Annotated in this window: 21 protein-coding genes; 6 read left to right on the top strand and 15 right to left on the bottom strand. The window is 67.1% G+C overall.

All coding sequences use genetic code 11. The annotated features are described in order from the left end of the window. Window positions 1-122: 122 nt before the first annotated feature. On the bottom strand, window positions 123-1,028 hold the full coding sequence (locus KUW00_RS16870) for a LysR substrate-binding domain-containing protein (protein WP_222569671.1): 906 nt from the start codon (window positions 1,026-1,028) through the stop codon (window positions 123-125). A 177-nt stretch (window positions 1,029-1,205) separates the two neighbouring features. Between KUW00_RS16870 and KUW00_RS16865 the strand changes: the two genes are divergently transcribed. Genes KUW00_RS16865 through KUW00_RS16850 form a run of 4 tightly spaced genes read left to right on the top strand, consistent with a single transcriptional unit; the run spans window position 1,206 to window position 5,067 of the window. Further along, a complete protein-coding gene (locus KUW00_RS16865; protein ID WP_222569670.1) occupies window positions 1,206-2,321 on the top strand; it encodes an NAD(P)/FAD-dependent oxidoreductase in 1,116 nt (371 codons plus the stop codon). Beyond that, the gene (locus tag KUW00_RS16860) at window positions 2,305-2,670 is read left to right on the top strand and encodes a (2Fe-2S)-binding protein (RefSeq protein ID WP_222569669.1); all 366 of its coding nucleotides are present in this window, start codon (window positions 2,305-2,307) and stop codon (window positions 2,668-2,670) included. Before KUW00_RS16865 ends, KUW00_RS16860 begins: the two co-directional genes overlap by 17 nt. Further along, window positions 2,657-4,279 (top strand): NAD(P)/FAD-dependent oxidoreductase, encoded by a 1,623-nt coding sequence (locus KUW00_RS16855; protein WP_222569668.1) that lies wholly within the window; start codon window positions 2,657-2,659, stop codon window positions 4,277-4,279. Before KUW00_RS16860 ends, KUW00_RS16855 begins: the two co-directional genes overlap by 14 nt. Before the next feature lie 14 nt (window positions 4,280-4,293). Beyond that, window positions 4,294-5,067, top strand: a complete 774-nt coding sequence (locus KUW00_RS16850) for a transporter substrate-binding domain-containing protein (protein WP_222569667.1) — start codon at window positions 4,294-4,296, stop codon at window positions 5,065-5,067. A 171-nt stretch (window positions 5,068-5,238) separates the two neighbouring features. Here the strand turns inward: KUW00_RS16850 and KUW00_RS16845 are convergent, their stop codons facing one another. The 6 genes from KUW00_RS16845 to KUW00_RS16820 all read right to left on the bottom strand — a co-directional run bounded on the left by KUW00_RS16845 (window position 5,239) and on the right by KUW00_RS16820 (window position 12,548). Further along, window positions 5,239-5,622: a RidA family protein gene (locus KUW00_RS16845; RefSeq protein ID WP_222569666.1), complete on the bottom strand. Its 384-nt coding sequence runs from the start codon at window positions 5,620-5,622 to the stop codon at window positions 5,239-5,241. Between the two features lie 70 nt (window positions 5,623-5,692). Then, the gene (locus KUW00_RS16840; RefSeq protein ID WP_045993663.1) at window positions 5,693-6,508 is read right to left on the bottom strand and encodes a DUF3726 domain-containing protein; all 816 of its coding nucleotides are present in this window, start codon (window positions 6,506-6,508) and stop codon (window positions 5,693-5,695) included. Next, window positions 6,505-8,295, bottom strand: coding sequence for a hypothetical protein (locus KUW00_RS16835; RefSeq protein ID WP_261392239.1), 1,791 nt, complete (start codon window positions 8,293-8,295; stop codon window positions 6,505-6,507). Before KUW00_RS16835 ends, KUW00_RS16840 begins: the two co-directional genes overlap by 4 nt. A gap of 1 nt (window position 8,296) precedes the next feature. After that, on the bottom strand, window positions 8,297-9,928 hold the full coding sequence (locus KUW00_RS16830) for a BCCT family transporter (protein WP_222569665.1): 1,632 nt from the start codon (window positions 9,926-9,928) through the stop codon (window positions 8,297-8,299). A 158-nt stretch (window positions 9,929-10,086) separates the two neighbouring features. Beyond that, a complete protein-coding gene (locus tag KUW00_RS16825; protein ID WP_222569664.1) occupies window positions 10,087-11,091 on the bottom strand; it encodes a dipeptidase in 1,005 nt (334 codons plus the stop codon). Window positions 11,092-11,102: 11 nt separating this feature from the next. Further along, window positions 11,103-12,548 carry an aldehyde dehydrogenase family protein gene (locus KUW00_RS16820; protein WP_222569663.1) on the bottom strand — a complete coding sequence of 482 codons (1,446 nt, stop codon included), beginning with the start codon at window positions 12,546-12,548 and terminating at the stop codon, window positions 11,103-11,105. A 128-nt stretch (window positions 12,549-12,676) separates the two neighbouring features. On the opposite strand from KUW00_RS16820, the gene KUW00_RS16815 reads away from it, so the two are divergent. Next, window positions 12,677-13,588 carry a LysR family transcriptional regulator gene (locus tag KUW00_RS16815; RefSeq protein WP_222569662.1) on the top strand — a complete coding sequence of 304 codons (912 nt, stop codon included), beginning with the start codon at window positions 12,677-12,679 and terminating at the stop codon, window positions 13,586-13,588. A gap of 44 nt (window positions 13,589-13,632) precedes the next feature. Here the strand turns inward: KUW00_RS16815 and KUW00_RS16810 are convergent, their stop codons facing one another. The 7 genes from KUW00_RS16810 to KUW00_RS16780 all read right to left on the bottom strand — a co-directional run bounded on the left by KUW00_RS16810 (window position 13,633) and on the right by KUW00_RS16780 (window position 20,234). Continuing rightward, on the bottom strand, window positions 13,633-14,541 hold the full coding sequence (locus tag KUW00_RS16810) for an NAD(P)-dependent oxidoreductase (RefSeq protein WP_045993659.1): 909 nt from the start codon (window positions 14,539-14,541) through the stop codon (window positions 13,633-13,635). Window positions 14,542-14,608: 67 nt separating this feature from the next. Next, the gene (locus tag KUW00_RS16805; protein WP_222569661.1) at window positions 14,609-15,349 is read right to left on the bottom strand and encodes an HAD family hydrolase; all 741 of its coding nucleotides are present in this window, start codon (window positions 15,347-15,349) and stop codon (window positions 14,609-14,611) included. Next, window positions 15,346-16,494, bottom strand: a complete 1,149-nt coding sequence (locus KUW00_RS16800) for an ABC transporter ATP-binding protein (protein WP_222569660.1) — start codon at window positions 16,492-16,494, stop codon at window positions 15,346-15,348. The genes KUW00_RS16805 and KUW00_RS16800 overlap by 4 nt, the downstream gene beginning before the upstream one ends. After that, the gene (locus KUW00_RS16795) at window positions 16,491-17,339 is read right to left on the bottom strand and encodes an ABC transporter permease (RefSeq protein WP_222569659.1); all 849 of its coding nucleotides are present in this window, start codon (window positions 17,337-17,339) and stop codon (window positions 16,491-16,493) included. Before KUW00_RS16795 ends, KUW00_RS16800 begins: the two co-directional genes overlap by 4 nt. Further along, the gene (locus KUW00_RS16790) at window positions 17,326-18,159 is read right to left on the bottom strand and encodes an ABC transporter permease (protein WP_108449221.1); all 834 of its coding nucleotides are present in this window, start codon (window positions 18,157-18,159) and stop codon (window positions 17,326-17,328) included. Before KUW00_RS16790 ends, KUW00_RS16795 begins: the two co-directional genes overlap by 14 nt. Beyond that, complete coding sequence (locus tag KUW00_RS16785; protein WP_222569658.1) at window positions 18,156-19,025, bottom strand: alkaline phosphatase family protein; 870 nt, start codon at window positions 19,023-19,025, stop codon at window positions 18,156-18,158. The genes KUW00_RS16790 and KUW00_RS16785 overlap by 4 nt, the downstream gene beginning before the upstream one ends. Before the next feature lie 132 nt (window positions 19,026-19,157). Then, a complete protein-coding gene (locus tag KUW00_RS16780) occupies window positions 19,158-20,234 on the bottom strand; it encodes an ABC transporter substrate-binding protein (protein WP_315901182.1) in 1,077 nt (358 codons plus the stop codon). A gap of 317 nt (window positions 20,235-20,551) precedes the next feature. Between KUW00_RS16780 and KUW00_RS16775 the strand changes: the two genes are divergently transcribed. Next, the gene (locus KUW00_RS16775; RefSeq protein WP_231498696.1) at window positions 20,552-21,298 is read left to right on the top strand and encodes a UTRA domain-containing protein; all 747 of its coding nucleotides are present in this window, start codon (window positions 20,552-20,554) and stop codon (window positions 21,296-21,298) included. A gap of 37 nt (window positions 21,299-21,335) precedes the next feature. Here the strand turns inward: KUW00_RS16775 and KUW00_RS16770 are convergent, their stop codons facing one another. Further along, window positions 21,336-22,238 carry a LysR family transcriptional regulator gene (locus KUW00_RS16770; RefSeq protein ID WP_108133476.1) on the bottom strand — a complete coding sequence of 301 codons (903 nt, stop codon included), beginning with the start codon at window positions 22,236-22,238 and terminating at the stop codon, window positions 21,336-21,338. Window positions 22,239-22,263 lie beyond the last annotated feature (25 nt).

The raw sequence follows: 22,263 nt of genomic DNA, 5'->3' as shown, positions 1-22,263 counted from the left end.
GTCTTCTTGAAGGGTCGGGGGCCTCCTTTATTCGGTGTGGGTGGTGTTGTAGGAAGGTGTTGACGCAGAGACTTGATTTGAAAAACCAAAGTCGACACCACCGCCCTGCTGGACTAATTCTTCTACCCCGCCTGCACCTCGGCAAACCGATGCCGAAAGCGCTGAACAAACTCCTCGGCCAGCCGCGACAGCGGCTGGTCCCGGGGTGTCAGTAGGTAGAAGGTCTCGGTCAGGGGCTCTTGCAGCGGTAGCGCAATGCTGTCGCTGCCGCCCATGGCGCGGGCGTTGAGGGCGTCGACGATGGCGATGCCTGCGCCCTGGCCAACCAGCCGGGTCGCCTGCAGCGCCAGCGACACCTCCAGCCGCGAGCGCGGCGTCACGCCTCGCTCGGCCAGGGCACGCTCCAGCGTCTGGCGGCTGGGGTCTCCCGGTTCATAGTGGATCAGCGTCTGGCCATCGAGATCCTCAAGGGCGATGCTTTCGTGCCTTGCCAGCGGATGATCCCGGGGCAGCAGGCAGACGCTATCGAGGGTGAAGGCTGACGCACCAAGGCGCTCGTCCTGGCCGCCCAGCAGGGAAAAACCGATCTCCGAGCGCTGGGTGACCACGTCTTCCACCACCTGCTCGGAGCGGAAGGTGGACAACCGCAGGTGCTGGTCCGGGTGATCCTTGGCCATCCCGGCGATGACGTCCGGGACAAAGGTCAGGCCGAGCAGCGGCATGGCGCTGATGCCGAGCCCGCCAAGCTCGCGCTGGCGAATCCGCCTGGCGCTGTCTCTGAGGTGCTCGAGTCCCTGCCACAGGCGCTGCTGTTCGCGATAGAACAGGCGCGCCTCCGGCGTCGGCACCAGACGTCCCTTGATCCGCGAGAACAGCGCAAAGCCGAGGTCGTGTTCGAGCTGCTTCAACAGCCGAGTGACGCCTGGCTGGGCGATGCGCATGCGGCTGGCGGCGGCGGTGACGCTGCCGCTGTCCATGGTGTGTTGAAAGGCCTGCAACTGGCGGTCACTGAGCCGGGGGCTGTCCATCGCTGTCCTCCATCGAAACCTCCACTGAACCCACCCATCAGCCCTGCATCCAGCCCTGCATCGAAAGGAGCCATAACATCAGGGCATGGGTTTGCCATTGATTGGTATTGGATCGTATGGGATGTGGGTTCTATCGTCGAGTCATCGGCAATCGACGGCTAGGGGTCCAAGGCTTCCATGGCACACGAGGTAATGATCATCGGCGGTGGTGTGGTCGGCATGGCGGTGGCCTACGGTCTTGCGCGCCGTGGCCGTCGCGTCTGCGTTCTCGATGAGCACGATACCGCCCTCAAGGCCTCCCGGGGCAACGCGGGCCTGGTCTGGGTCCAGGGCAAGGGCGCCGGCATGCCCGCCTATGCGGCGATGTCGCTGGCCTCGAGTCGAGCCTGGCCGAGATTTGCCGGCGAGCTTGGCGAGCGCACCGGGGTGGATCTGGAATTCGAGCAGCCCGGAGGCGTCGATCTGTGTCTTGACGACGACGAGGTGCGTAAGCGTTGCGCCGAGTACCAGGCACTGTACGACGCACCCTGGGCCCGAGAGGCCGGCGTGCGCTGGGAGTACCTGGAAGGCGAGCGGCTACAACGGCTGCTGCCGGGCCTTGGCGGCGACGTCCCGGGGGGCATCTGGACACCCCACGACGGCCACTGCAATCCGCTGTTTCTGCTGCGCGCACTCTACAGCGCCTGCCAGGCGCTTGGCGTGGACGTACGGCCTCATCATCCGGTCGCCTCGATCGACCCCGGTGAGGCGGGCTTTGTTGCCCACACCGCCCGTGGCGTCGTGTCTGCCGAACGGCTGGTACTGGCCTGCGGACTGGGGGCGGCGCGGCTGGCACCGCCGCTCGGGCTCTGCGGTCGGGTCACGCCGGTGCGCGGCCAGGTGCTGGTCAGCGAGCGCCTGCCCGCCGCCGGCCGCCTGCCGACACCGCAGATTCGCCAGACGGCGAGCGGCGGCTACCTGATCGGCGACGTGCTCGAGCACGTCGGCCACGACACCCGGGTCACCCTCGATACCCTGCACGCCCTGGCGCGGCGGGCGGTGACCATCTATCCCGATCTGGCGTCGGCGCGGCTGGTGCGCAGCTGGGCGGCGCTGAGGATCATGACGCCGGACGGCTGCCCCGTCTACGAGGCCTCGCAGCGCTATCCCGGGGCCTACAACCTGAGCTGCCACAGCGGCATCACCCTGGCCGCCTTTCACGCCGATGAGCTGGCCGCAGCGCTGGACGATGATCGGCTCACCGAGCGCTATCCGCTCTTCTCGGGAGGACGCTTCGATGCTCAAGCGGCATGAAAGGGCCACGGCCACACCCGAGGTCACCATCACCATCGACGGCGCACCATACCAGGTGCCCTCGACGCTTAGCGTGGCGGCCGCGGTGCTGATGCACCAGGGCGCTGCTGGCTACCGCCGCCACGCCGCCGGTGGCCATCGCGCGCCGCTGTGCATGATGGGGGTGTGCCACGACTGCCTGATTACCATCGACGATGCCCCCAATCGGCAGGGCTGTCTGGTCACGGTGGAGCAGGGCATGCGGGTACGCCGTCAGCTCGACGAAGAGACAGCGACGGCTTCCCGGTTGGACACCACCAACCATGCCAGTGGTGACGACCTAAGGGGGCGCGACGATGCAGACCTGTGAGCCGAAGGAAACCGACGTCACCGACGCCACCGACGGCAGCAAGGACCGCGCCCGAGTGGTGGTGCTCGGCGCCGGCCCTGCCGGCATGGCGGCGGCCCTGAGACTGGCCGAGGCCGGCCTGCGCGCGCTGGTACTGGATCAGGCCAGGGCGCCGGGCGGGCAGATCTATCGCGATCTCGACCAGCCCCAGCTCGACGCCGCCGTTATGGGCAAGGACTACCATCGCGGTCGGGCCCTGGTCGGCGCCTTCCTGGATGCCGCCAGGCGGGGCGAGATCGACTATCGCCCGGGCACGCGGGTGTGGTGGATCGAGGCGCTGGGCGATGCCCTGAACGACGCCCTGAACGACGCCCATCGGCTAGGCGTGCGGGGGCACGATGGCATCAGCCGGGAACTGGTTGCGGAGCGTCTGATCATCGCCACTGGCGCCATGGAGCGGGGCTGGCCCTTCCCCGGCTGGCAGCTACCTGGGGTGATGCAGGCCGGCGCCGCCCAGATCCTGATGAAGCAGGGCGCACTGCTGACCGAGGAGCCGCCGGTGCTGGCGGGCAACGGGCCACTGCTGTACCTGCTGGCCTGGCAGTACCTCAACGCCGGCTGCCCGCCCCGGATGATCCTCGATACGGCGCCGAATCTGGGCCTGGCGCGGACCCTGCGTCACCCGCTCAGGGCCTGGCGGGCGCGCGGCTACCTCGCCAAGGGCGCGCGCATGCTGGCGGCGTTGAGGCGCGCTGGGGTGCCGGTCGTGCGTGGCGTCCAGTCGCTGGCCGCCGAGGGTGACCAGCGCTTGACCGGGGTGCGCTATCGCCGGCGTGGCGACAGCGACGAGCACAGGCTCAAGACCGATTGGCTGTTGACCCATATGGGGGTGGTGCCCGAGCCGCAGCTCCCCCGAGGGCTGGGCATCGAGCACCGCTGGCAGGAGGCGCAGCAGGCGTTCGTGCCCGATCGTCGCGACAACCTGTCGGTGCGCCCGGGCGTGTGGCTGGCCGGTGACGGCGGTGGCATCGGCGGCGCCGCGAATGCCGAGCGCGAAGGGCGACTGGCGGCGCTGTCCGTGCTGGATGAGCTGATGGCTGACCTGATGGATAAGCCGCTGAACGACCTGATGGCTGACCCGCTGGACACGCCAGCCGATGCAAAAGGCGCCGCGGCGCCGATACCAGACGCCGATAATCGCCGGGCGATCGCCAGGGAGAGCGCCAGGGAGAGCGCCAGGGAGAGCGCCGCGCTGAGGCGTCGACGCCGCCGGGATCTGTCCGGTCGGCGTCTGCTGGATGCGCTGTTCACCCCACCGGCGGACTGGGTCGAGCGACAGCCCGGCGAGACCCTGATCTGTCGCTGCGAAGGAGTGAGCCAGGCCCAGCTCAAGGCGGCGCTGGAAGCGGGGCCCGCCGGGCCCAACCAGCTCAAGGCCTTCACCCGCTGTGGCATGGGCCCCTGCCAGGGACGGCTATGCGGCACCAATGTGTCGCGGTTGATGGCCCGCGAGCAGGGCCGCGACATGGACGAGGTCGGCTACTACCGCATTCGCCCACCGTTGACCTCCATCACGCTGGGCGAGCTGGCACTGGCGCCCTCCGATCACCTGACCACACAATCACAATAGAGCGAGAAACGACCATGAAAATTAACGCTTCGCTGTCTGCCTCCCTTTGCCTGGCGATGGCCCTTGCTGGCGCCAGCGCCGCTGTTGCCACCACCGCCCAGGCCGACGATCGTCCGCTGCGCATCGGTGTCGACGTGCCCTATCCTCCGTACCAGGAAAAGCTGCCCGACGGCAGCCTGACCGGCTTCGAGGTCGAGCTGGTCGAGGCCGCCTGCGAGCGCATGCAGCGCCAGTGCGAGTGGGTCGAGCAGGGCTGGGACGGCATCATTCCGGGGCTGCTGGCGCGCAAGTATGATCTGATCGCCTCGGCCATGAACATCACCGACGAACGCGCGAAACAGGTGCTGTTCTCCGATCCCTACTATCAGGTGCCCTCGGTGTGGGTCGGCCAGGCCGACGCGGAGATCGATCCCGAAGGCGACCTGTCGGACATGACCATCGGTGTGCAGCAGGGCACCATCCAGGACGAGTACGTGACCACCTACCACGGCGAGGCGGACATTCGTCGCTACTCGGACTCCGGCGGCGTGGTCAACGACATGTTCACCGGTCGGCTGGACCTGGTCTTTACCGCCTTCCCGTTGGCCCAGGAGCGGCTGTTCAGTGATGAGCGTTTTGCGCGCAAGGGCGAGCTGGTGACCGGCCCCGAGTCGATCTACGGGCCCGGCGTCGGCGCCGCCTTCCGCCAGCGCGATCGCGAACTGGCCATCGAGTTCAGCGAGGCCATCCAGGGGCTCAAGGACGACGGCGACTACCAGGCGCTGTGGGCCCGCTACTTCGAGAAATAGCACCGGCGGAGTCGACCTACCGCGTGGGGGGAGACGAGAGGCGTGACAGCCCGCTATGCGACGAGCCCATCATGCGACGAGCCCACCATGCAACGAGCCCTCCATCGGAGGGCTCGTTGGTGTCGGGGGTTCGGCCATTCGTGCCATCGGCGGCTACGGTGCAATTGGCGGCTAGGGTGTCACCGGTAGCGCTGCGTAGGCCACCATCTCGACCAGCATCTCTTCCCGGGCGAAGCCGGAGACGATCACCGCCGCGCGGTTGGGGTAGGGCTCGCTGACGTACTCGGAGTAGACCCGGTTGACCGTAGCCAGGTCCTCGCGTCGGGTCACGTAGATCAATACCTGAGTCAGCGATTCAACGCCGCCACCGGCGCAGGTGAGGGTGTGTACCAGATTGTCCAGCGTCTGGCGGGTCTGGGCCTCGATGCCGCCGTCGACCACCTCGCCGCTCTTGTCGATGGGGATCTGGGCGGTGAACAGGATGCCGTTGCCGACGCTGGCCCAGGACAGTGGGGCGCGGGAGGCGAACAGCTCGGTCTTGACCGGGTGAACCATGGGGTATCCTCGAACGTTGGAAGTCGGGGGTAGTAGGGCAAAGAGAGTGCCAAGGGGTGGGGGTTGTGTGTCAGTCGTTGTCGTGGGTGCCGGCGCCGGCGCCGCTGCGAGAGGCCTCGGTAGATTCCACCAGCAGCCGGGTGGCCAGCGCCTTGAGCTGCGCCCACAGGCCGTCGTCGACCTCGATGCCTTGCTGCATGGCACGCTCGCGGCAAGCCAGCAGGTCGGACTCCTGGTGACGTGCCAGCAGGTCGAGCTGATACTCGGAGCGCAGCGACGGCAGCAGGTCCACGTGGTTGGCCATGATCAGCGTCACCCCGTCGTTGGGTTCGTTTTCCTCGGGCACCTCGTGCACCGCGTAGACGCGGATCTCCGGCACCGAACTTCCCGCACGAAAGCCCACCACCTGCTCGATCAGCGGGGTGGCTGCCGCCTGCTCTGCGCCAGCGGTCCGGGCCTCACCGTCAGGCGCCTGGGCATTGCGCCAGAAGGCGGTGACGTTCATCCCGCGCCCGGCCAGCCGCGCCAGGTAGCCCATGATCAACTGGCGGTTGTGGCAGTGGCGGATCTTGATCACCGCAAGGCCTCGCGCCCGGGCCTTGGCAAAGCCCAGTTCCAGTGCCAGGGTCGAGCTCTTGAGCACGCTGGCGCCGTGGCTGTCGAGCACCGCCAGGTCGCCGTCCGAGTAGACGAGTTCCGGGGGGCGCTCGCCCTGATCCGCGAGCAGAAAGTCGAGGCCTCGTCCCAGCGCCGCCAGTCCACCGAGCTCGTAGAGCTGCATCCAGGCCACCATGTCGGCGGCGTCGCTGGCGTCTCCGTCCTCGAAGCCCATGGCCTGGAAGGCCTTGCGGCAGAGTCCCTGGAGTTCGTTGTAAGACACCTTCATGAGTTGGCTCCGGCGTGCTGGCGGGGTTGGGCATCGGCTTCCTTGAGCGTGCCGGCGGCGTCCTGGTCGGGCTCCAGCGGGAAGCTCCAGTCGTCGAAGTCGATCAGGTCGCTGGGCTCGGCGTTGAGTTCTTCGACCAATGGCGCGCCCTGGAACAGGGTGATGCGCACCCAGCGATCGGACTTGGGATCGAAGCGACTGGCGCCGAAGAACGACAGCTTGGTGCGAAGCAGGTGCATCGGCTTCATCTCGCGGGCCCACAGGTTGGCGCGGATCTCGCCGAAGGGCGTCTCGGCCATGCTCTGGATGCGCCGGATGATGTCCTTGTGACGCGGGTGGTGAATCAGGAACTCCACCACCAGGGCGCGCGGATGGGCGCTGAGGAAGTCGTCGATGACCCCATGGGTATCGGCCACCCGAGGCGCGATGGCGAGCTTCAGTTCACGGTCGGCGCCGGGTTCGACGTCGCGCACGCCCAGGCGCGGCTCCTCCTTCTCGACCGATCGATACCAGAACCAGTAGCGCTCCTCGGGGTCGCCGAAGTCATGACGCAGGGCCCAGTCGTAGTGGGTCTCGATCAACTGCTTGAGTCTGACCAGCGGCATGTCCGGGGTCAGCTCCAGGCCCTCCTCGACCCCCATCTGGTCCTCGAAGGGATCGACGATCTCCGGGTAGAGCTCAAGCAGCAGGGTGTGGATCAGCTCCTGGGCTTCCAGGCTCAGGGTCTGGCGGCTCCAGTCGATCAACTCCTGCCACAGCTCCTCGGCCAGTGGTACCTGCTCGAGCCAGGCGCGCACCGCCGGCAGGGCGCTGGCGGTCTCGCGGTTGCGCGCGCTCTGCTCGCTATCCTCGGTCACGGTCTGGGCCAGGTGGCGCTCGGCCCGGGCGACAAGCGCCACCAGGCGCTGTCGCTCCGGTTCACCGGGAACCTGACCACTGACCTGGGCCAGTGCCTTCTCGCGGCTCTCGACCCAGCGCTGGATCAGCTGCGGGTGGTTGATCAGAAAGGGCGCCATGCCCAATCCGGTGGAATTGCCGATGCCCAGATAGCGGCGCAGCGGTGCGGCCATGGCGACGGCGCTGCCCGGCGCGCGGGCTCGGGCCATATGCTCGATCTGCTCGATGGAGAAGTGGCGCAGCAGGTAGACCGCCAGCATCTGGGCCGAGAAGGGACGCTGGAAGTCCGGGTTGTGCTTCAGCCGATCGAAGTCGGCGATGCCGAACTTGCCATTTCCGTAGACTGCGGTGGTGCGATACAGATAGCCGACCCGGGTCAGCCAGGCCGGGTCCGGCTGGCGCCCGGCGCACAGCGCGTCGAGAAAGGCGGCGAAGTTTCTGAGGCTGCGGTTGGCCCGGGACAGCACCAGCAGACGTGGATGCTGGCGCCCGGCCTCCTGCAGCGGCACATTGGCGGCCATCTGTTCGAGCAGCGAGTCGTCCACGTCACCTTCGACCACCCCGAAGGTGACGTCCCAGGCCTCGGCGATGACCCGGTCGGAGCGGGTGGCGTCGTCCAGTGGCTGGGAAAAGATCACCCCGTGGTAACGGGCCTGGGGCGTCTGCAGACGATAGATGGCGACACCGTGGCCCTCGGCGTCGAGCTCGAAGCGGGTGGTGCTGATCTGCCAGCGCTGGCGCGCCATCTGGCGCACCAGGCTACGCACGAAGCTCAGCCGGCTGGCGTGCAGGCTGCCCAGGCGATCGAGTTGCATCACCTCGTCGGGCGCGCGCAGACGCAGGCGCTGCTCGACGTCGGAAAGGCGGCTGGCGAGGTCTTCGCGTCTCATCTCAGGCCTCCCCTGTAGCGCTGGCTTTTTGGCTGGTGATGCCCTGGGCGCGGGCCATGGCGAGGGCGGCCTGGGGGCCGGTCCACAGCGACGGCAGCAGCACCAGCGACACCGGGATGGCAGTCAGCACGATGAACTGCTGCAGCGCGCTGATCTGCCCCGCGCCCATGTACAGGAGGATAGCCGCCATCAGTGCCATGGCGATGCCCCAGAAGGCACGAACCAGAGGGCTCGGCTCGTCGTGGCCGGCACCCACCACGGCGATGGCGTAGCTCATGGAGTCACCGGTGGTGGCGACGAAGATGGTGGTCAGTACCAGGATCGCCACCGCCATGACGGTACCGCCGGGCAGCGCCTGGGCCACGGTCAGCGTAGCCACGTCGAACTGGAAGTTGTTGAGCGCCTCGGTCAGGTCGATGGCTCCGGTCATCTGGTAGAAGATGCCGGAACCGCCCAGCAGGGTGAACCAGATGGCCGTGGCCACCGGTGCCAGCACCGCCACGGTGAGCACCATCTGGCGAATCGTGCGGCCCCTGGAGATGCGCGCGACGAAGATCGCCATCAGCGGACCATAGCCGATGAACCAGGCGAAGAAGAACACCGTCCACCACTGCATCCACCAGTCCGGCGCGCTCTGGGCGGTCATCGTCGACATGGCGAAGAAGGACGTCAGGTACTCGCCGAAGCCCTGGGTGAAGGCGTTGACCATGAACAGCGTCGGGCCGAACAGGAAGATCACCGCGGCGATGGCGAGCGCCAGGAAGACATTGAAGCGCGACAGGAACTGGATGCCCTTGTCGATGCCGGTAACCGCCGAGGTGACGTAGACCGCGCCGAGGCCGATCAGGATGATCAGTTGGGTCATATAGGTGTTGGCCACACCGAACAGCTCGTGCAGACCGAAGCTGACCTGGGTGGCGAGAAAGCCGATGGGGCCGACGGTACCGGCCACCACCGCAATCACGCACAGGGCGTCGACCACGCCGCCCAGCGGGCCCTTCATCATCCGTTCGCCGAGTACCGGATAGAGCAGGGTGCGCGGCTGCAAGGGCTGGCCCTTGTCGTAGTGGGCGTGGGACAGCACCACCGCGGTCAGGCTGCCGAGCACCGCCCAGGCCAGAAAGCCCCAGTGCATGAACGACTGGGCCAGGGCCGGGGCGATGGCGGAGTCGCCGCCGGCCTCGATGGCCGCGCTGCCGGCAAAGGCCGGCGGCGTGACCACGAAGTGGTAGATCGGCTCGCCGGCGGCGAAGAACACCCCGCCCCCTGCCAGCAGGGTGCACATGATGATCGACACCCACTTGAAGGTGGACAGCTCCGGCGTGCGGGTGTTGCCGATGCGTGCACTCGCCGCCGGGGTGGCGATCAGCCCCATGGCGATAAAGAAGGTCAACAAAAGCAGGATCTGGAAGTAGCTGCCGAGCGCCTTGGCGGTCCAGGCGAAGCCCGTGCCGATGGCCCCGGCTACGCCGTCGATGTCGTACAGCGACAGGCCGACGAACAGCAGGATAAAGCCGATGCTGAGACAAAGCACGACGGGGTCGCCCAGGCGATACTGGCCGGCGGGCAAGTCCGCGGTCGCTGGCGCCGAGCGATCGGCGGGGGACGAGGTGCCGGTGGTGGAGGTGGTCATGGCGTGAACCTCTGGCGTGCGGCACCGTCGGGGCGGTGCCTGTTATGGTGGTTGATGACCGCCGGCATTCGGTTGTTGTTGAGATCTGGGATGCCGGCGGGTCGGTGACTGACGGGTGGTTGGTCTAAGGTTGGTCGGGGCCTGTTCTGAGGGTCGCCTCAGGCGACCTTGGCGATACCCTGAGGCGTGGCGGCGCGCTCCAGCAGCGCCACCCAGTTGCGGCCCATGATGCCGGCCACTTCGTCCTCGTTCATACCAACGTCGCGCAGGCCCTGTATCAGGTTGGGGAAGTCGCGGCTGTCCTTGAGCCAGGCCAGTGGCCGCGGCCAGCCGGCGTTGGCGGCGCTGCCCTCGCCATAGTCCATGTCCTTGGACCAGCGGCCGTTGCGCATCCAGTCGAGCACCGAGGTGGGCTGGTTCTGACACAGGTCGGTACCGATGCCCAGGTGTTCGACCCCCATCAGGTCGGCGGTGCGGGCGATCATCTCGCAGTACTCGGCAAGGGTGCAGTCCGGGCCGTTGCGTAGGTGGAAGGGGTAGGCGGAGAAGCCCAGCAGGCCGTCGCACTCGGCGATGGCCCTGAGTACCCGATCGGACTTGTTGCGCTTGGCCGGATGGAAGCTCTCGGGGTTGGCGTGGGAGATGATCACCGGGCGGCTCGACAGTTCGATGGCCTCGAGGGTCGAGCGCTCGGCGCTGTGGGACATGTCGATGACCATGCCGACCCGGTTCATCTCGCGGATCACCTGGCGCCCGAAGCGGGTGATGCCGCTGTCTTCTGCCTCGTAGCAACCGCAGGCCAGCAGGCTCTGGTTGTTGTAGGTGAGCTGCATGATCAAGAGGCCGAGATCGCGCATCACCTCGACCATGTCGATGTCGTCCTCGATGGGCGAGCAGTTCTGGGCGCCGAGAAAGACCCCGATGCGCCCGCTGGCCTGGGCCCTGGCGATATCGCCGGGCCCGCGCACCGGCATGATCAGGTCAGCGTTGGCCTCGAAGCGGCGGTTCCACTCGCCCAGGCGCGACAGCGTCTCGCGGGTGGTCTCGTGGTAGACCAGGGTGGCGTGGACGGCGTCCAGGCCGCCCTCGCGCATCTGCTCGAAGATCTCCCGCGACCAGTTGGAGTACTGCAGGCCGTCGATGGTCAGCATTTCTCGGGACATGACGTCTCTCCTCAGGCCTTGACGTAGCAGGTCTTGACCACGGTGTAGAACTCGCGGGCGTAGCGGCCCTGCTCGCGGGGGCCGAAGCTCGACGCCTTGCGGCCGCCAAAGGGCACGTGGTAGTCGGTGCCCGCGGTGGGCAGGTTGACCATCACGCAGCCGGTCTCGGCGCGGGCCTTGAACTCGCTGGCAAGCTTCAGCGAGTCGGTGATGATGCCGGCGGTCAGGCCGAAGTGGGTGTCGTTGAGCACCTCGATGGCCTCGTTGGCGTCGGCGACCTTGATCACGCAGGCGATCGGGCCGAACACCTCCTCGCGATTGATGGCCATGTCGTTGGTGGTGTCCACCAGAAGTGCCGGCGCCATGAAGTAGCCGTCGCTTGCCGCGCTGACGCGCTCGCCGCCGAACACCAGCCGGGCGCCGTCGGCCTGGGCGCGCTCGACCCATGCCAGGTTGGAGGCAAGCTGGCGGGCGTCGGCCGCCGGGCCGATGTGCACGCCGTCTTCCAGGGCGGGGCCGACACGCACCTGTTTCAGGCGCTCGATCAGCCGCTCGACGAAGGCGTCGTGGACCTTCTCGGTGACGATCAGCCGCGACGAGGCGGTGCACTTCTGGCCGGTGCCGGAGTAGGCGCCGTTGAAGGCGGCCTCCACGGCGAGGTCGAGATCGGCGTCGTCGGCCACGATCAGGGCGTTCTTGGAGCCCATCTCGAGCTGGCACTTGACCAGGTTGGCGGCGGTGGCGCCGGCCACCCGGCGACCGACCTCAAGCGACCCGGTAAAGGTCAGGGCGTTGATTTCGGGACTTGCGATCAGGGCGTCGCCGACGCTCGATCCCGGTCCCATGATCAGGTTGAAGGTGCCGGCGGGCAGCGCCTGGCGGCTGAGGATCTCGGTCAGCGCCCAGGCGCTGCCCGGGACCAGGTTAGCCGGCTTGAACACGACGGCATTGCCGAAGGCCAGCGCCGGGGCGATCTTCCACACCGCGGTGGCCATGGGGAAGTTCCAGGGGCTGATGACGCCGACCACCCCCACCGGCTCACGGCGCACCTCCACTTCCACGCCGGGGCGCACCGACTCGGCGCGCTCGTCGATCTGGCGCAGCACCTCGGCGGCGTAGTAGTGGAAGAACTGGGCGGAGCGGTGGACCTCGCCGACCGCCTCGGCCAGGGTCTTGCCCTCTTCACGGGCCAGCAGCTCGCCGAGCTCGGCCTTGCGCGCCATCAGTTCGTCGCCCACCGCCATCAGCACGCCGTAGCGCTGCTCCAGGCCGCTCTTGGCCCATTCGCGGCCACCCCGGCGGGCGGCGGCGATGGCGTCCTTGACCTGCTCGGTCGAGGCCTGGGCGTAGACGCCGATCAGGTCGCTGGTATCCGACGGGCTGCGGTTCTCGATCTGGTCGACGCCGTCGATCCACTGGCCGTCGATATAGAGTGGGTAGGCTGACTGCTGAGACATGATGACCTCCTGTGACGAATGCGACACAGCCTAGGAGAGTCACCAAAATAAAGATAATCAATAATAACGAGCATATGATAAATAAGGCTTACCGCCTGTCTGTGTGACGGCCCGTGTGAGGAAATGCCATGCTCCCCGACCTCAAGATCCAGCCGCTGCGCTACGTGCTGGCGATCGTCGACCACGGCGGCTTTCACGCCGCCGCGCGCCAGCTTCACCGCAGCCAGCCGGCGGTGTCGATGGCGGTGCGCGAGCTGGAGGCGCGCCTTGGTGAGGCGCTGTTCGAGAAGGGTGCCCAGGCGAGCCTCACCTCCTTCGGCGAGTACTGCGTGCCGCGCTTTCGCGAGCTGATCCTCCAGCATGATCGCCTGAGCCGTGACCTGCTCGCCCAGGTCGAGCGCCAGGCGGGGCATCTAGATATGGCGGCGGTACCGTCGGTGGCCAGCCGCCTGATGCCGAGCTTGCTGTCGGAGTTCGTCGAGCGCTATCCGGGCATCCGCGTGGCGCTGCACGACGGCAACGCCGACTTCGTGCGCGAGCAGGTGCTGGGCGGTGAGGTGGATATCGGGCTTTCAAGCCTGTGGCAGCCTGACGATGCCCTGGCGTTCACCCCTTTGCTGCGCGACAAGGTGGGGGTGGTGTGTCGCGATGACCATCCCTTCGCCGGGCGCGAGAGCCTGCACTGGCGCGAGCTTGCCGGCGAGACCCTGATCGGCAACGGCACCTCGCGGCTGCTCGAGGGCACCGAGGCCGAGGCGCTGCTGGCAAGTCCCACCTTCTTCATCTCCAACATGATCTCGCTGACCGCCAGCCTGGTGGCGGGGCTCGGTATCACCACCCTGCCGCGACTGGCGTTTGCCGAGGAGTACGAGCGGCTGAGGTTCGTTCCGCTGGAGTGCCCGGTGGTGGAGCGCCAGGTGGGACTGGTGCGCCTGGCCGGTCGCAGCCTGTCGCCGGCCGCGGCTGCCATGGCGGCCTTTATTATCGAGCGCCTGGAGGAGGGGCAGGGGCAGGATGGCCATGCGCCGAGCAGCCAATAGCCGTTCAGCCAATAGCCGATAACGCCAGGCGGGCTCGCCGTCCGTCAGCCGTTGCGGTCGAGTTCGCCGGCGTCCATGCCGTTGCGTCGCCGGACCTCGAGCAGCAGGGCGCTGTGGTCGAGGTCAGCACCACCTGCGTTGACCAGATCGCCGAACAGGCGGTCGGTCAACTCAAGCAGCGGCAAGTCGAGGCCGAGTTCCCGGGCGACGTCGCAGGCGGCGCGAGTGTCCTTCAGCTGATGCCTGGCCGGTCCGCCGGGTGCGAAGTCGCCGTCCAGCATGCGTTGGCCATGCTGGTCGAGAATCCGCGAGTAGGCGAAGCCCCCCAGCATGGCCTGGCGCACCTTGGCGGGGTCGGCGCCGCCGGCTTCGGCCAGCACCAGGGCTTCCGACACCGCCGCGATGGTGCTGGCCACCGTCAACTGATTGACCAGCTTGGCCAGGGCGCCGCTGCCTGCCGGGCCAATATGCAGGGGATGCCCCATGGCCTCGAGAATGGGCTTTGCCCTGTCGTAATCGGCGGCGTCTGCTCCGGCCATGATCGAAAGAGATCCTTCGCGCGCGCCCTTTTCGCCGCCGGAGACCGGGGCGTCCACCCAGCCAAGGCCAAGCTCGCGACAGCGTTCGGCCAAGGCGATTGCTTCACTGTGGCCAATGGTCGACATCACGATGAGCAGGGTACCGGGAGACAACTGACGGGCGATGCCGTCGTCGCCGAACAGCAGCGTCTCGCATACCGCGCCCGAACTTACCATCATCACCACCGCCTGGGCGTTTGCCGCTGCCTCGATGGGTGTCTCGGCCAGAGTGGCGCCAAGTTCGCCCAGCGGGGCTGCCTTGTCGATGCTGCGATTCCAGGCACGCAGGGGGAAGCCTGCACGGATCAGATGACGGCCCATGGGCAGGCCCATGATACCGGTGCCCAGCAGGGCGATGGTGGCAGGAGAGGTCATACGGGCGGCTCGTTGTAGATTAGAAAGTAGGTAACAGCCTAACCTCTTCCGCCCGGTGCCTCCACGCTCAGTCGACCTGCCGCCACCACTGTACCGGCCAGCCGCGCTCGCGGGCGGTGGCGTCAAGCGTCGAGTCGGGGTTGATGGCGAAGGGACGGTCGACGAATTCCAGCAGGGGCAGGTCGTTACGCGAGTCGGAGTAGCCGAAGCTCACCACCGGGGTGTGCTCGGCCAGCCACTCGCGCAGCGCCTCGAGCTTGCCGCCTTGGAAGGTGCGGATGCCCTCGGCCTTGCCGGTGTAGCGCCCGCAGGAGTCAAGTTCGAGAGCGGTGGCCAGCGCCTGATCGGCACCGAGGCGCTCGGCCAGCGGCCCGACCACGTGGATCGGCGAGGCCGAGATGATCACCACCCGATGGCCCTGGTCACGGTGCCAGGCCAGGCGTTCGTGGCCCTGGGGGAAGAGCCGGGGCACCACCTTGGCCTCGAGGAAGGCGTCGACCTGTTGCCTGACGTCGGCCTCGCTGCGGCCCGCCAGCGGCGTCAGCAACAGCGCCAGATGGGCTTCCATGTCGAGTGTCCCGGCGGCGTAGGCGGCCATGTGTTCGGCGAAGGCGGCGCGGTAGGCGTCGCCGTCCTCGATCCAACCGAGGTCGATCAGCCACTGGCTCCAGAGTCCAGTGATGTCGCCGTCGAGCAGGGTGTCGTCGAGATCGAACAGGGCCAGGGTCATGGGCGCGACGGGGGCCTTGGCGGCGTCGCCGTGGCAGGCGTCAGTGGTCATGGTGACAGGGCTCGTCAGGTCGTTCATGCATCCAGCTCCTGGACCTCGTCGAGATCGACGTGGATCGTCACCTCGCAGCCGGCGGGCAGCAGGCTGCGAGCGGAGCGATTGAGGGTATCGACGGCGAGGCTGGTGCCATCGCAGTCGATGTCGTAGCGCACGATGTTACCGAGCAGGCGATGTCGACGCACACGACCGCTGACGCCCGGTCCCACCCGCGCCGGCCGCTCGCCACCCAAAGGGCGGCCCTGCACGCTGAGATAGAGCGCCTCGGGGCGCAGCGCGACACGCCCGGCCTGGCTGCGAAAGCCCAGCAGTGGCGCGGCCTCGACGGCGTCGAGCAGGCAGTAGTGGCCCATGAAGCCGGCGGCGTTTTCGTCCCGGGGCCGGGTGTAGAGCACCTCGGCGGTGTCCTTTTGCAGGATCCTCCCCTGGTGCATCAGGAACACCCGGTCGGACATCAACATGGCCTCTTCCTGATCATGGGTCACGAACAGGGTGGTCAGGCCGAGGGTCTTCTGAATTTCGCGGATCTGGTCGCGCAGATGTCGACGAATGCGGGCGTCCAGCGCCGATAGCGGCTCGTCCATCAGCAGTACCTTGGGTTCCACCACCAGCGAGCGTGCCAGTGCCACCCGCTGGCATTGCCCGCCCGACAGCTGGTGGGGAAACTTGTGCGCCTGGTCCTGCATCTCTACCAGGCGCAACACCTCGTCCACCCGGCGCGCGCGCTCGTCATCGGGGACCTTCTGCATGCGCAGGCCGAAGGCGACGTTGTCGGCGACCTTGAGGTTGGGAAACAGCGCATAGTGCTGAAACACCATACCGACCCCGCGCCGCTGGGGCGGCAGGCGGGTGATCTCGTCACCGCCGATATGGATGCTGCCGGCGTCCAGCGAGGTCAGCCCAGCGATGGCCCGCAGCAGGGTCGACTTGCCGCAGCCGGACGGCCCCAGCAGGGTGATGAACTCGCCGTGCTCGATATCGGCGTCGATGTCGGCGAACACCGAGGTCTTGCCGAAGCGCTTGGCCAGCCCCCTCAGCGAGACCGCGTTGCCGCTTTCCTGGTGGCCTGGCGCTGACGGGGCCGTGGTCTGGACCGAGGACGGAATAGTGGACGGGACCGTGGACGGGGCGGCGCGCTGGGTGGCAGGTGTGGTGGCAGCCATCATCGTGTGGCCTCCGTGATGGTGTGCTCGGCCTGGCGATTGCCCAGCCAGGTCAGGATCAGGGTAAAGGCGAACAGGGTGATCACCAGGGCGCTGGTGAAGTGGCCGCTGGCGCCGCGCATATTGTTGAGGTAGACCTGCAGCGTCTCGAAGCGGGTGCCCACCAGCATGTTGGCGAAGACGAACTCGCCGACCAGGAACGAAAACGACAGGAAAATGGCGATCTGCACCCCGCCACGCAGGTTGGGCAGGATGACCAGAAAGAAGGCCTTCAGCGGCCCGGCACCCAGCAGCTGGGCGGCGTCCATCAGGCTTTGCACGTCCACCGCACGCAGGCTGTTGGCGATGGCGCGGTACATGAACGGCAGCACGATGGTGAAGTAGGTGGGAATCAGGATCCAGGGGGTGCCCACCAGCGGCAGCGGGCCGCCGGCGTAGAGCTTGAGTAGCCCCACCGAGGACACCACCGGGGGCACCGCGAAGGGCATCAGGATCAGGGTGTTCATCCAGCGGTCCAGCCACGGATAGCGGGTGTGGGCCAGCAGGGCCACCGGCATCACCAGCACCAGCGACAGCGTCAGGGCACCCACGGCGACGGCCAGCGACCGGACGAAGGCGGCCACAAAGCGCGGAGTGGTCCATAGCTCCACGAACCAGGCCAGGGTCAGGCCATCGGGGACCAGGGTCGCGCCCCAGCGGGTGGCCAGGGCGTAACCCAGGGTCGCCACCAGCGGCAGGGCCAGCACCGCGAAGACGCTGCCGACGATCCAGGCGTAGGGATTGAAGGTCGCCGACAGCGACGCTGCGGTTGGCCCCTTGTGAGCCGGCAGGGTTTCAGCGTGAGCCATGCTGTGCACTCCTTCTCAACAGCCACTGCTGGACCAGGGTGACCAGCACCAGCAGCAGCACCAGGATCAGCGCCAGGGCGCTTGCCAGATTGGGCTCGAGGAACAGGTCGCCGGCCACCAGGTTGGCGATACGAATGGTCATCAGGTTGTAGCTGGTGTTGACCAGCGCGTAGACGGTGGCGTAGGCGCCCATGGCGTTGGCGAACAGTACCGTGAAGGTGCCGGCCAGGGCCGGCCACAGCACCGGCAGGCCGATGCGCTGCCAGTAGGCGATGCGCCCGGCGCCGAGCAGGCTGGCGGCATCACGCCATTCGGCCTTGAGGCCGGCGAAGGCCGGGAACAGCAGCAGGATGCCCAGCGGAATCTGGAACCAGGTGTAGATGACGATCAGCCCGCCGGTGGAGTAAAGACGCACGTCCTCGATGATGCCGAGTCGTTGAAGCGCCAGGGTCAGCACGCCGTTGGCCCCCAGCAGGATGATGAAGGCGAAGGCCAGCGGCACGCCGGCAAAGTTGGAGGTCATGTTGGTGAAGGCGATCATCGCTCGCCTCAGGCGTCCGCCGGAACGCACCAGGGCGTGGCAGGTCAGGGTGGCGATGACCAGGCCGATGGCGCTGGACACCAGCGAGATGGTCAGGCTCTTCCAGATCGCCTGGCGGAAGAACGCCGACTGGGCGATCTCCTGAAAGTGGCCAAGGCCCCAGTCGCCGTTGACGTTGAAGGCACTGATCGCGACCCAAGCCATCGGCGCCAGTTGGAAGGCGGTGAATATCACGGCGAAAGGCACAAGCCACAGCCAGGCCGGTAATGGCGCCTTCACGATCCGGCCTCCTCGTTGCAGGTGGCGTGCGCGGTGGGCGCGGCGCCGGTGATATTGGACGCAGCCAACAGCTCGGGATGCCAGGGCTTGTCGTGGGAGAGCCCAAGGACGCTTGCCAGGGTGCCGCACAGGTGGGTCTGGCGGATGACCCGTCCGGCGGGGTCGGCAAAGGCGTCGCCGAACAGCCACAGCGGCACCCGGCGTTCTTCTTCCAGCAGGCCCGAGTGGGAGCGATCGGCGTTCATGCCATGGTCGGCGGTGATCATCACCTGGCAGCCGTCGGCCAGCCAGCGTGGCAGGTAGTCGGCCAGGGCGATGTCGGCGTGGCGGGCGGCGTTTCTGTACTGGGGCGAGTCGCCGCCGTGACGATGGCCGGTGTCGTCGATGTTCATGCTGTGTACCAGCAGGAAGTCGGGCGCGTGGCGTTGCCTCAGGGCCTCGGCGTCGCTGAACAGGTGATCATCCGGATAGTGGTCCTGCCAGTAGAAGATGCCGGCCTGGATGGCCGCCGCCGGATCGTCGAGGAAGCGGTCGCGGGTGCGCTCGAAGGGTGCCTTGACGTAGAGCTCACTGACCCAGTGATAGGCCGCCGCTGCGGTGGCAAGGCCCTGGCCGCGGGCCAGGTCGAACAGGCTGGTGCCATGGGAACGGCGCACGATGTCGTTGTGCACTACCCCGGAGTCCACCGGGCGATCGCCGGTCAGCAGGCACTCGTAGAGCGGCCGAGACATGGCCGGCAGCTCGCAGTCGAGGTGGGTGATGTAGCCGCGTCCGGCCTCCACCAGGGCGCTCAAGTGGCCCATGGCGTGATGGCCGACGGCGTGATTGAGGCCGTCCAGCACCACCAGTATGACGGGTCTGGTCATGATGACTCCCGGCCGCGCGGCAATACAGGGCGCGGCGCTGTCGCGAAATGGCGTGGAATGCGCTGAAGACAGGCCTCGTGGGCACTGTCTTCAGCGGTCGATCGTTGTAGCGGGGCTGTCCTCAGCGCTTGATCACTGCTGGTGGATCAGCACCTCGGACTGCCACTGGCGCGGCAGCACCTTGGCGCTCTGTTCCCAGGCGGCAAAGTCCTGGATCGGGCGGGCGCTGGCGTACTGCTCGTTGGGCAGCAGCTTGGCGGCGATATCGTCGGGCAGGGTCAGGTGCTCGGCGCGGATCGGGCGAGCGTAGCCCTCGGCCAGGTTGAACTGGCCTTCATCGGACAGGATGTACTCACGGGCCAGCTTGGCGGCGTTGGGGTGCTGGGCGTGGGTGTTGATGATGGTGGCGTAGCCGGAGGTCACCGAAGCGTCCGAGGGGATTACCACCTCGAAGGCGTCACGGTCGATCTGGTCGCGGTAGTTCAAGGCGTTGAAGTCCCACAGCAGGGCCACTTCCACTTCGCCCTTCTCCAGGTTGGCGATGGACACGTCGGCCAGCGACAGTCGGCCCTGCTCGGCCAGTTCGGCGAACAGCTCGAGGCCCGGGGCCAGATTGGCTTCGTCGCCACCGGCGGCATAGGCGGCGGCGAGTACCGCATTGTTGGCCTGGGAAGCCTGGCCCACGGCGCCCACTGATACCGAGTAGTCACCCTCGCGCAGGTCGGCGAAGGAACTCGGGCGCTGGTCCTCTTCCACCAGGTTCTTGTTGATCATCAGCGCAATGGTGCCGGTGTAGCCGAGCATCCAATGGCCATCTTCGTCCTTGGCCCAGTCGGGGATCTCGTCCCAGGTGGTGGGCTTGTAGGGCTGGGTCACCCCCTGCTGCACCGCGATCGGTCCGAAGGCGAAGCCGACGTCGCCGATATCGGCGGTGGCGTTCTCGCCCTCGGCCTTGAACTTGGCGACTTCCTCGGCGGAGCTCATGTCGGTATCGGTGTGCGCCAGGCCGTAGACGCTTTCCAGGTCGGCCCAGGTGTCCTTCCAGTTGGCCCAGGTGTCGGGCATGCCGACGCTGTCGACGCGGCCTTCCTGCTTGGCGGCCTCGATCAGTGACTCAAGCTCGGCGGTGTTTGCCTGGGCGGCGGTGGACAGCAGGCCAACGCAGGCCAGGGCGGTCAGGGTCGGGTAACGCAGAGAAGTGACGATCACGGGAGGGTCTCCGGGTCAGGGGCGTGAAGTCGACGGAAACCGATGCGCCTTTCTGGTCTAGATCAGTTTCCGCTGACGATCACCCTAAGGAGCTAGCGTGACAGCCTCGTGTCAGTTGCGTGGCAGTCTCGTCTCAGTTCAGATGAGCCAGGTGGAGGAAGAAAAACCCGACTCGTTCGAGCACTGTCATCGCGTTGTCACCGGCTTGCCACTAGACTGCTGAAACTACGTTGAACCTTCTTTGGTCTATACCAGAAAGCTGGACGCCGCCGGAGGCCGCTCGGCGGCGATCCTGGTCAGAGCTTCGAGAGTCCGCCTTGCCTACTGTCCCTGACGACACCTCGCACGACGCCTCACCCTCCCATCGCCTGCGCGAGCGTCTTGCGCCCTTGCTGAGTCTGGCCTCGACACGGGGCGATCGCCGTCTGCCCAGCGAGCGAGACATGATGGCGCGCCTCCAGACCACCCGCATCACCCTGCGCGAGGCACTCAATGAGCTGGAGGCGGAGGGCTGCGTGTATCGCGAGAATCGGCGCGGCTGGTTCGTGTCGCCGCCACGGCTACGCTATGACCTGTTGGCCTGCCTGCCGTTTCACGAGATGGTGCGATCCCAGCAGCGCAGCGCCCGCACCCTGTTGCTCAGTGCCGAGGAAGTGATCGCGCCCGTCACGGTCGCCCGCCGGCTGGGACTCGCCGAAGGCGAGCGCGTCTACCGCATCTGTCGTGCCCGGCTAGTGGACGAACGCCGGGTGCTCTACGTGGAACACCATCTGTTGCCGCGCTGCTTTCCCGCCATTCTGGAGTTCGATCTGGCGCGGGAATCGCTGACCGAGCTCTACCGCCGCGAGTACGGCATCCGGGTCGGGCGGGTCAGCTACGAGCTCGGCACCTGTGTACTTTCCAGCGACGCCGCCAGCGCGCTCAACGCGGTACGCGGCAGCCCCGCCCAGCGCATCACCCGCATCAACCACGACCAGAACGGCCGTGCCATCGACTGTGATGATGAGTACTGGCGCCACGACGCCATCGAGCTGACGCTTTCCGCCGCCCCTCAGGGAGTTTGAGGTGCGAGATCAAGGGGCTTCGAACTGCAGGGGAGTGCTAGACCGCGGGAGGGCGTTCTTCCAGCAGGTGCCACAGGGGGGCTGCCACTGCCGCTTCGTCGCGATGGCGATAGCAGGCCACTTCCAGAGAGGGGCCGCCGAGGATTTCCTGCAAGGAAATCAGCTTGCCGCTCTCGAGGTCTTCCTCGATCAACCCGTGGGGTAGCCAGCCGATGCCGAGACCGGCCAGGGCGAGTTGGCGAATGCCGATGGTGAAGGCGGTCTCGCAGACCAGTTCGATCTCGTAGTGGCGTTGGGCATCGAGCAGGTAAGGCGTCGCCAGGGCCTGGCCAAGAAAGCTGTCCGGATCGTAGCCGATCAAGGGCAGTCGTTGACCTTCCTCGAGTTCGTGCATGAGACCACCGTGATGATCCGATGCGCACACCGGCAACAGCCGTTCAACGCCCAGTGACAGCCGCTCGACGCTGTCGCTGCCGCTGAACAGGGGGGCGCCCTCCAGCTCCGAACACAGCAACAGGTCGGCCTTGCCTTGCTCGAAGTCGTGGATGCACTGGCTGCGGTCGGATGAGGTGATCTGCAGTCCCACCTCAGGCGCGTGATGACGCAGGTGGCGCAACAGGCGCGGCAGGTAGCTGACGGTCAGGGTGTGCTGGGTGGTCAGAATGGCCCTGGGCCCCTGGCGGGCATCGCTTCTGAGACGACTGCGCATGGCGTAAAGGCGTGCCAGCCACTCTCGTAATTGGGGCTCGTACGCCCGCGCGTGGGCGGTCAACTCCAGGCGCGAGGCGCTGCGATCGATCAGCGCCACCCCCAGCCATTCTTCCAGCTGGCGGATACGGCGCGAGAATGCCGGCTGGGTGACGTGGCGCCGTTCGGCCGCCTGGGAAAAGGTGCCCGCTTCGATAAGCTCGAGAAAATCCTCTATCCATTCGATCTTCATTGGTGTTTTGGTCTGCCTTAGTGGG

It is taken from the genome of Halomonas sp. DP5N14-9 (genome assembly GCF_019802175.1).
Lineage (GTDB): Bacteria > Pseudomonadota > Gammaproteobacteria > Pseudomonadales > Halomonadaceae > Halomonas > Halomonas litopenaei.
This window is presented reverse-complemented; position numbering and strand designations above follow the sequence as displayed.

Excerpts from the sequence above, each read along its gene's own strand:
- KUW00_RS16870 (WP_222569671.1), bottom strand. The coding sequence starts at position 1,028 with ATGGACAGCCCCCGGCTCAGTGACCGCCAGTTGCAGGCCTTTCAACAC.
- KUW00_RS16865 (WP_222569670.1), top strand. The coding sequence starts at position 1,206 with ATGGCACACGAGGTAATGATCATCGGCGGTGGTGTGGTCGGCATGGCG.
- KUW00_RS16860 (WP_222569669.1), top strand. The coding sequence starts at position 2,305 with ATGCTCAAGCGGCATGAAAGGGCCACGGCCACACCCGAGGTCACCATC.
- KUW00_RS16855 (WP_222569668.1), top strand. The coding sequence starts at position 2,657 with ATGCAGACCTGTGAGCCGAAGGAAACCGACGTCACCGACGCCACCGAC.
- KUW00_RS16850 (WP_222569667.1), top strand. The coding sequence starts at position 4,294 with ATGAAAATTAACGCTTCGCTGTCTGCCTCCCTTTGCCTGGCGATGGCC.
- KUW00_RS16845 (WP_222569666.1), bottom strand. The coding sequence starts at position 5,622 with ATGGTTCACCCGGTCAAGACCGAGCTGTTCGCCTCCCGCGCCCCACTG.
- KUW00_RS16840 (WP_045993663.1), bottom strand. The coding sequence starts at position 6,508 with ATGAAGGTGTCTTACAACGAACTCCAGGGACTCTGCCGCAAGGCCTTC.
- KUW00_RS16835 (WP_261392239.1), bottom strand. The coding sequence starts at position 8,295 with ATGAGACGCGAAGACCTCGCCAGCCGCCTTTCCGACGTCGAGCAGCGC.
- KUW00_RS16830 (WP_222569665.1), bottom strand. The coding sequence starts at position 9,928 with ATGACCACCTCCACCACCGGCACCTCGTCCCCCGCCGATCGCTCGGCG.
- KUW00_RS16825 (WP_222569664.1), bottom strand. The coding sequence starts at position 11,091 with ATGTCCCGAGAAATGCTGACCATCGACGGCCTGCAGTACTCCAACTGG.
- KUW00_RS16820 (WP_222569663.1), bottom strand. The coding sequence starts at position 12,548 with ATGTCTCAGCAGTCAGCCTACCCACTCTATATCGACGGCCAGTGGATC.
- KUW00_RS16815 (WP_222569662.1), top strand. The coding sequence starts at position 12,677 with ATGCTCCCCGACCTCAAGATCCAGCCGCTGCGCTACGTGCTGGCGATC.
- KUW00_RS16810 (WP_045993659.1), bottom strand. The coding sequence starts at position 14,541 with ATGACCTCTCCTGCCACCATCGCCCTGCTGGGCACCGGTATCATGGGC.
- KUW00_RS16805 (WP_222569661.1), bottom strand. The coding sequence starts at position 15,349 with ATGAACGACCTGACGAGCCCTGTCACCATGACCACTGACGCCTGCCAC.
- KUW00_RS16800 (WP_222569660.1), bottom strand. The coding sequence starts at position 16,494 with ATGATGGCTGCCACCACACCTGCCACCCAGCGCGCCGCCCCGTCCACG.
- KUW00_RS16795 (WP_222569659.1), bottom strand. The coding sequence starts at position 17,339 with ATGGCTCACGCTGAAACCCTGCCGGCTCACAAGGGGCCAACCGCAGCG.
- KUW00_RS16785 (WP_222569658.1), bottom strand. The coding sequence starts at position 19,025 with ATGACCAGACCCGTCATACTGGTGGTGCTGGACGGCCTCAATCACGCC.
- KUW00_RS16770 (WP_108133476.1), bottom strand. The coding sequence starts at position 22,238 with ATGAAGATCGAATGGATAGAGGATTTTCTCGAGCTTATCGAAGCGGGC.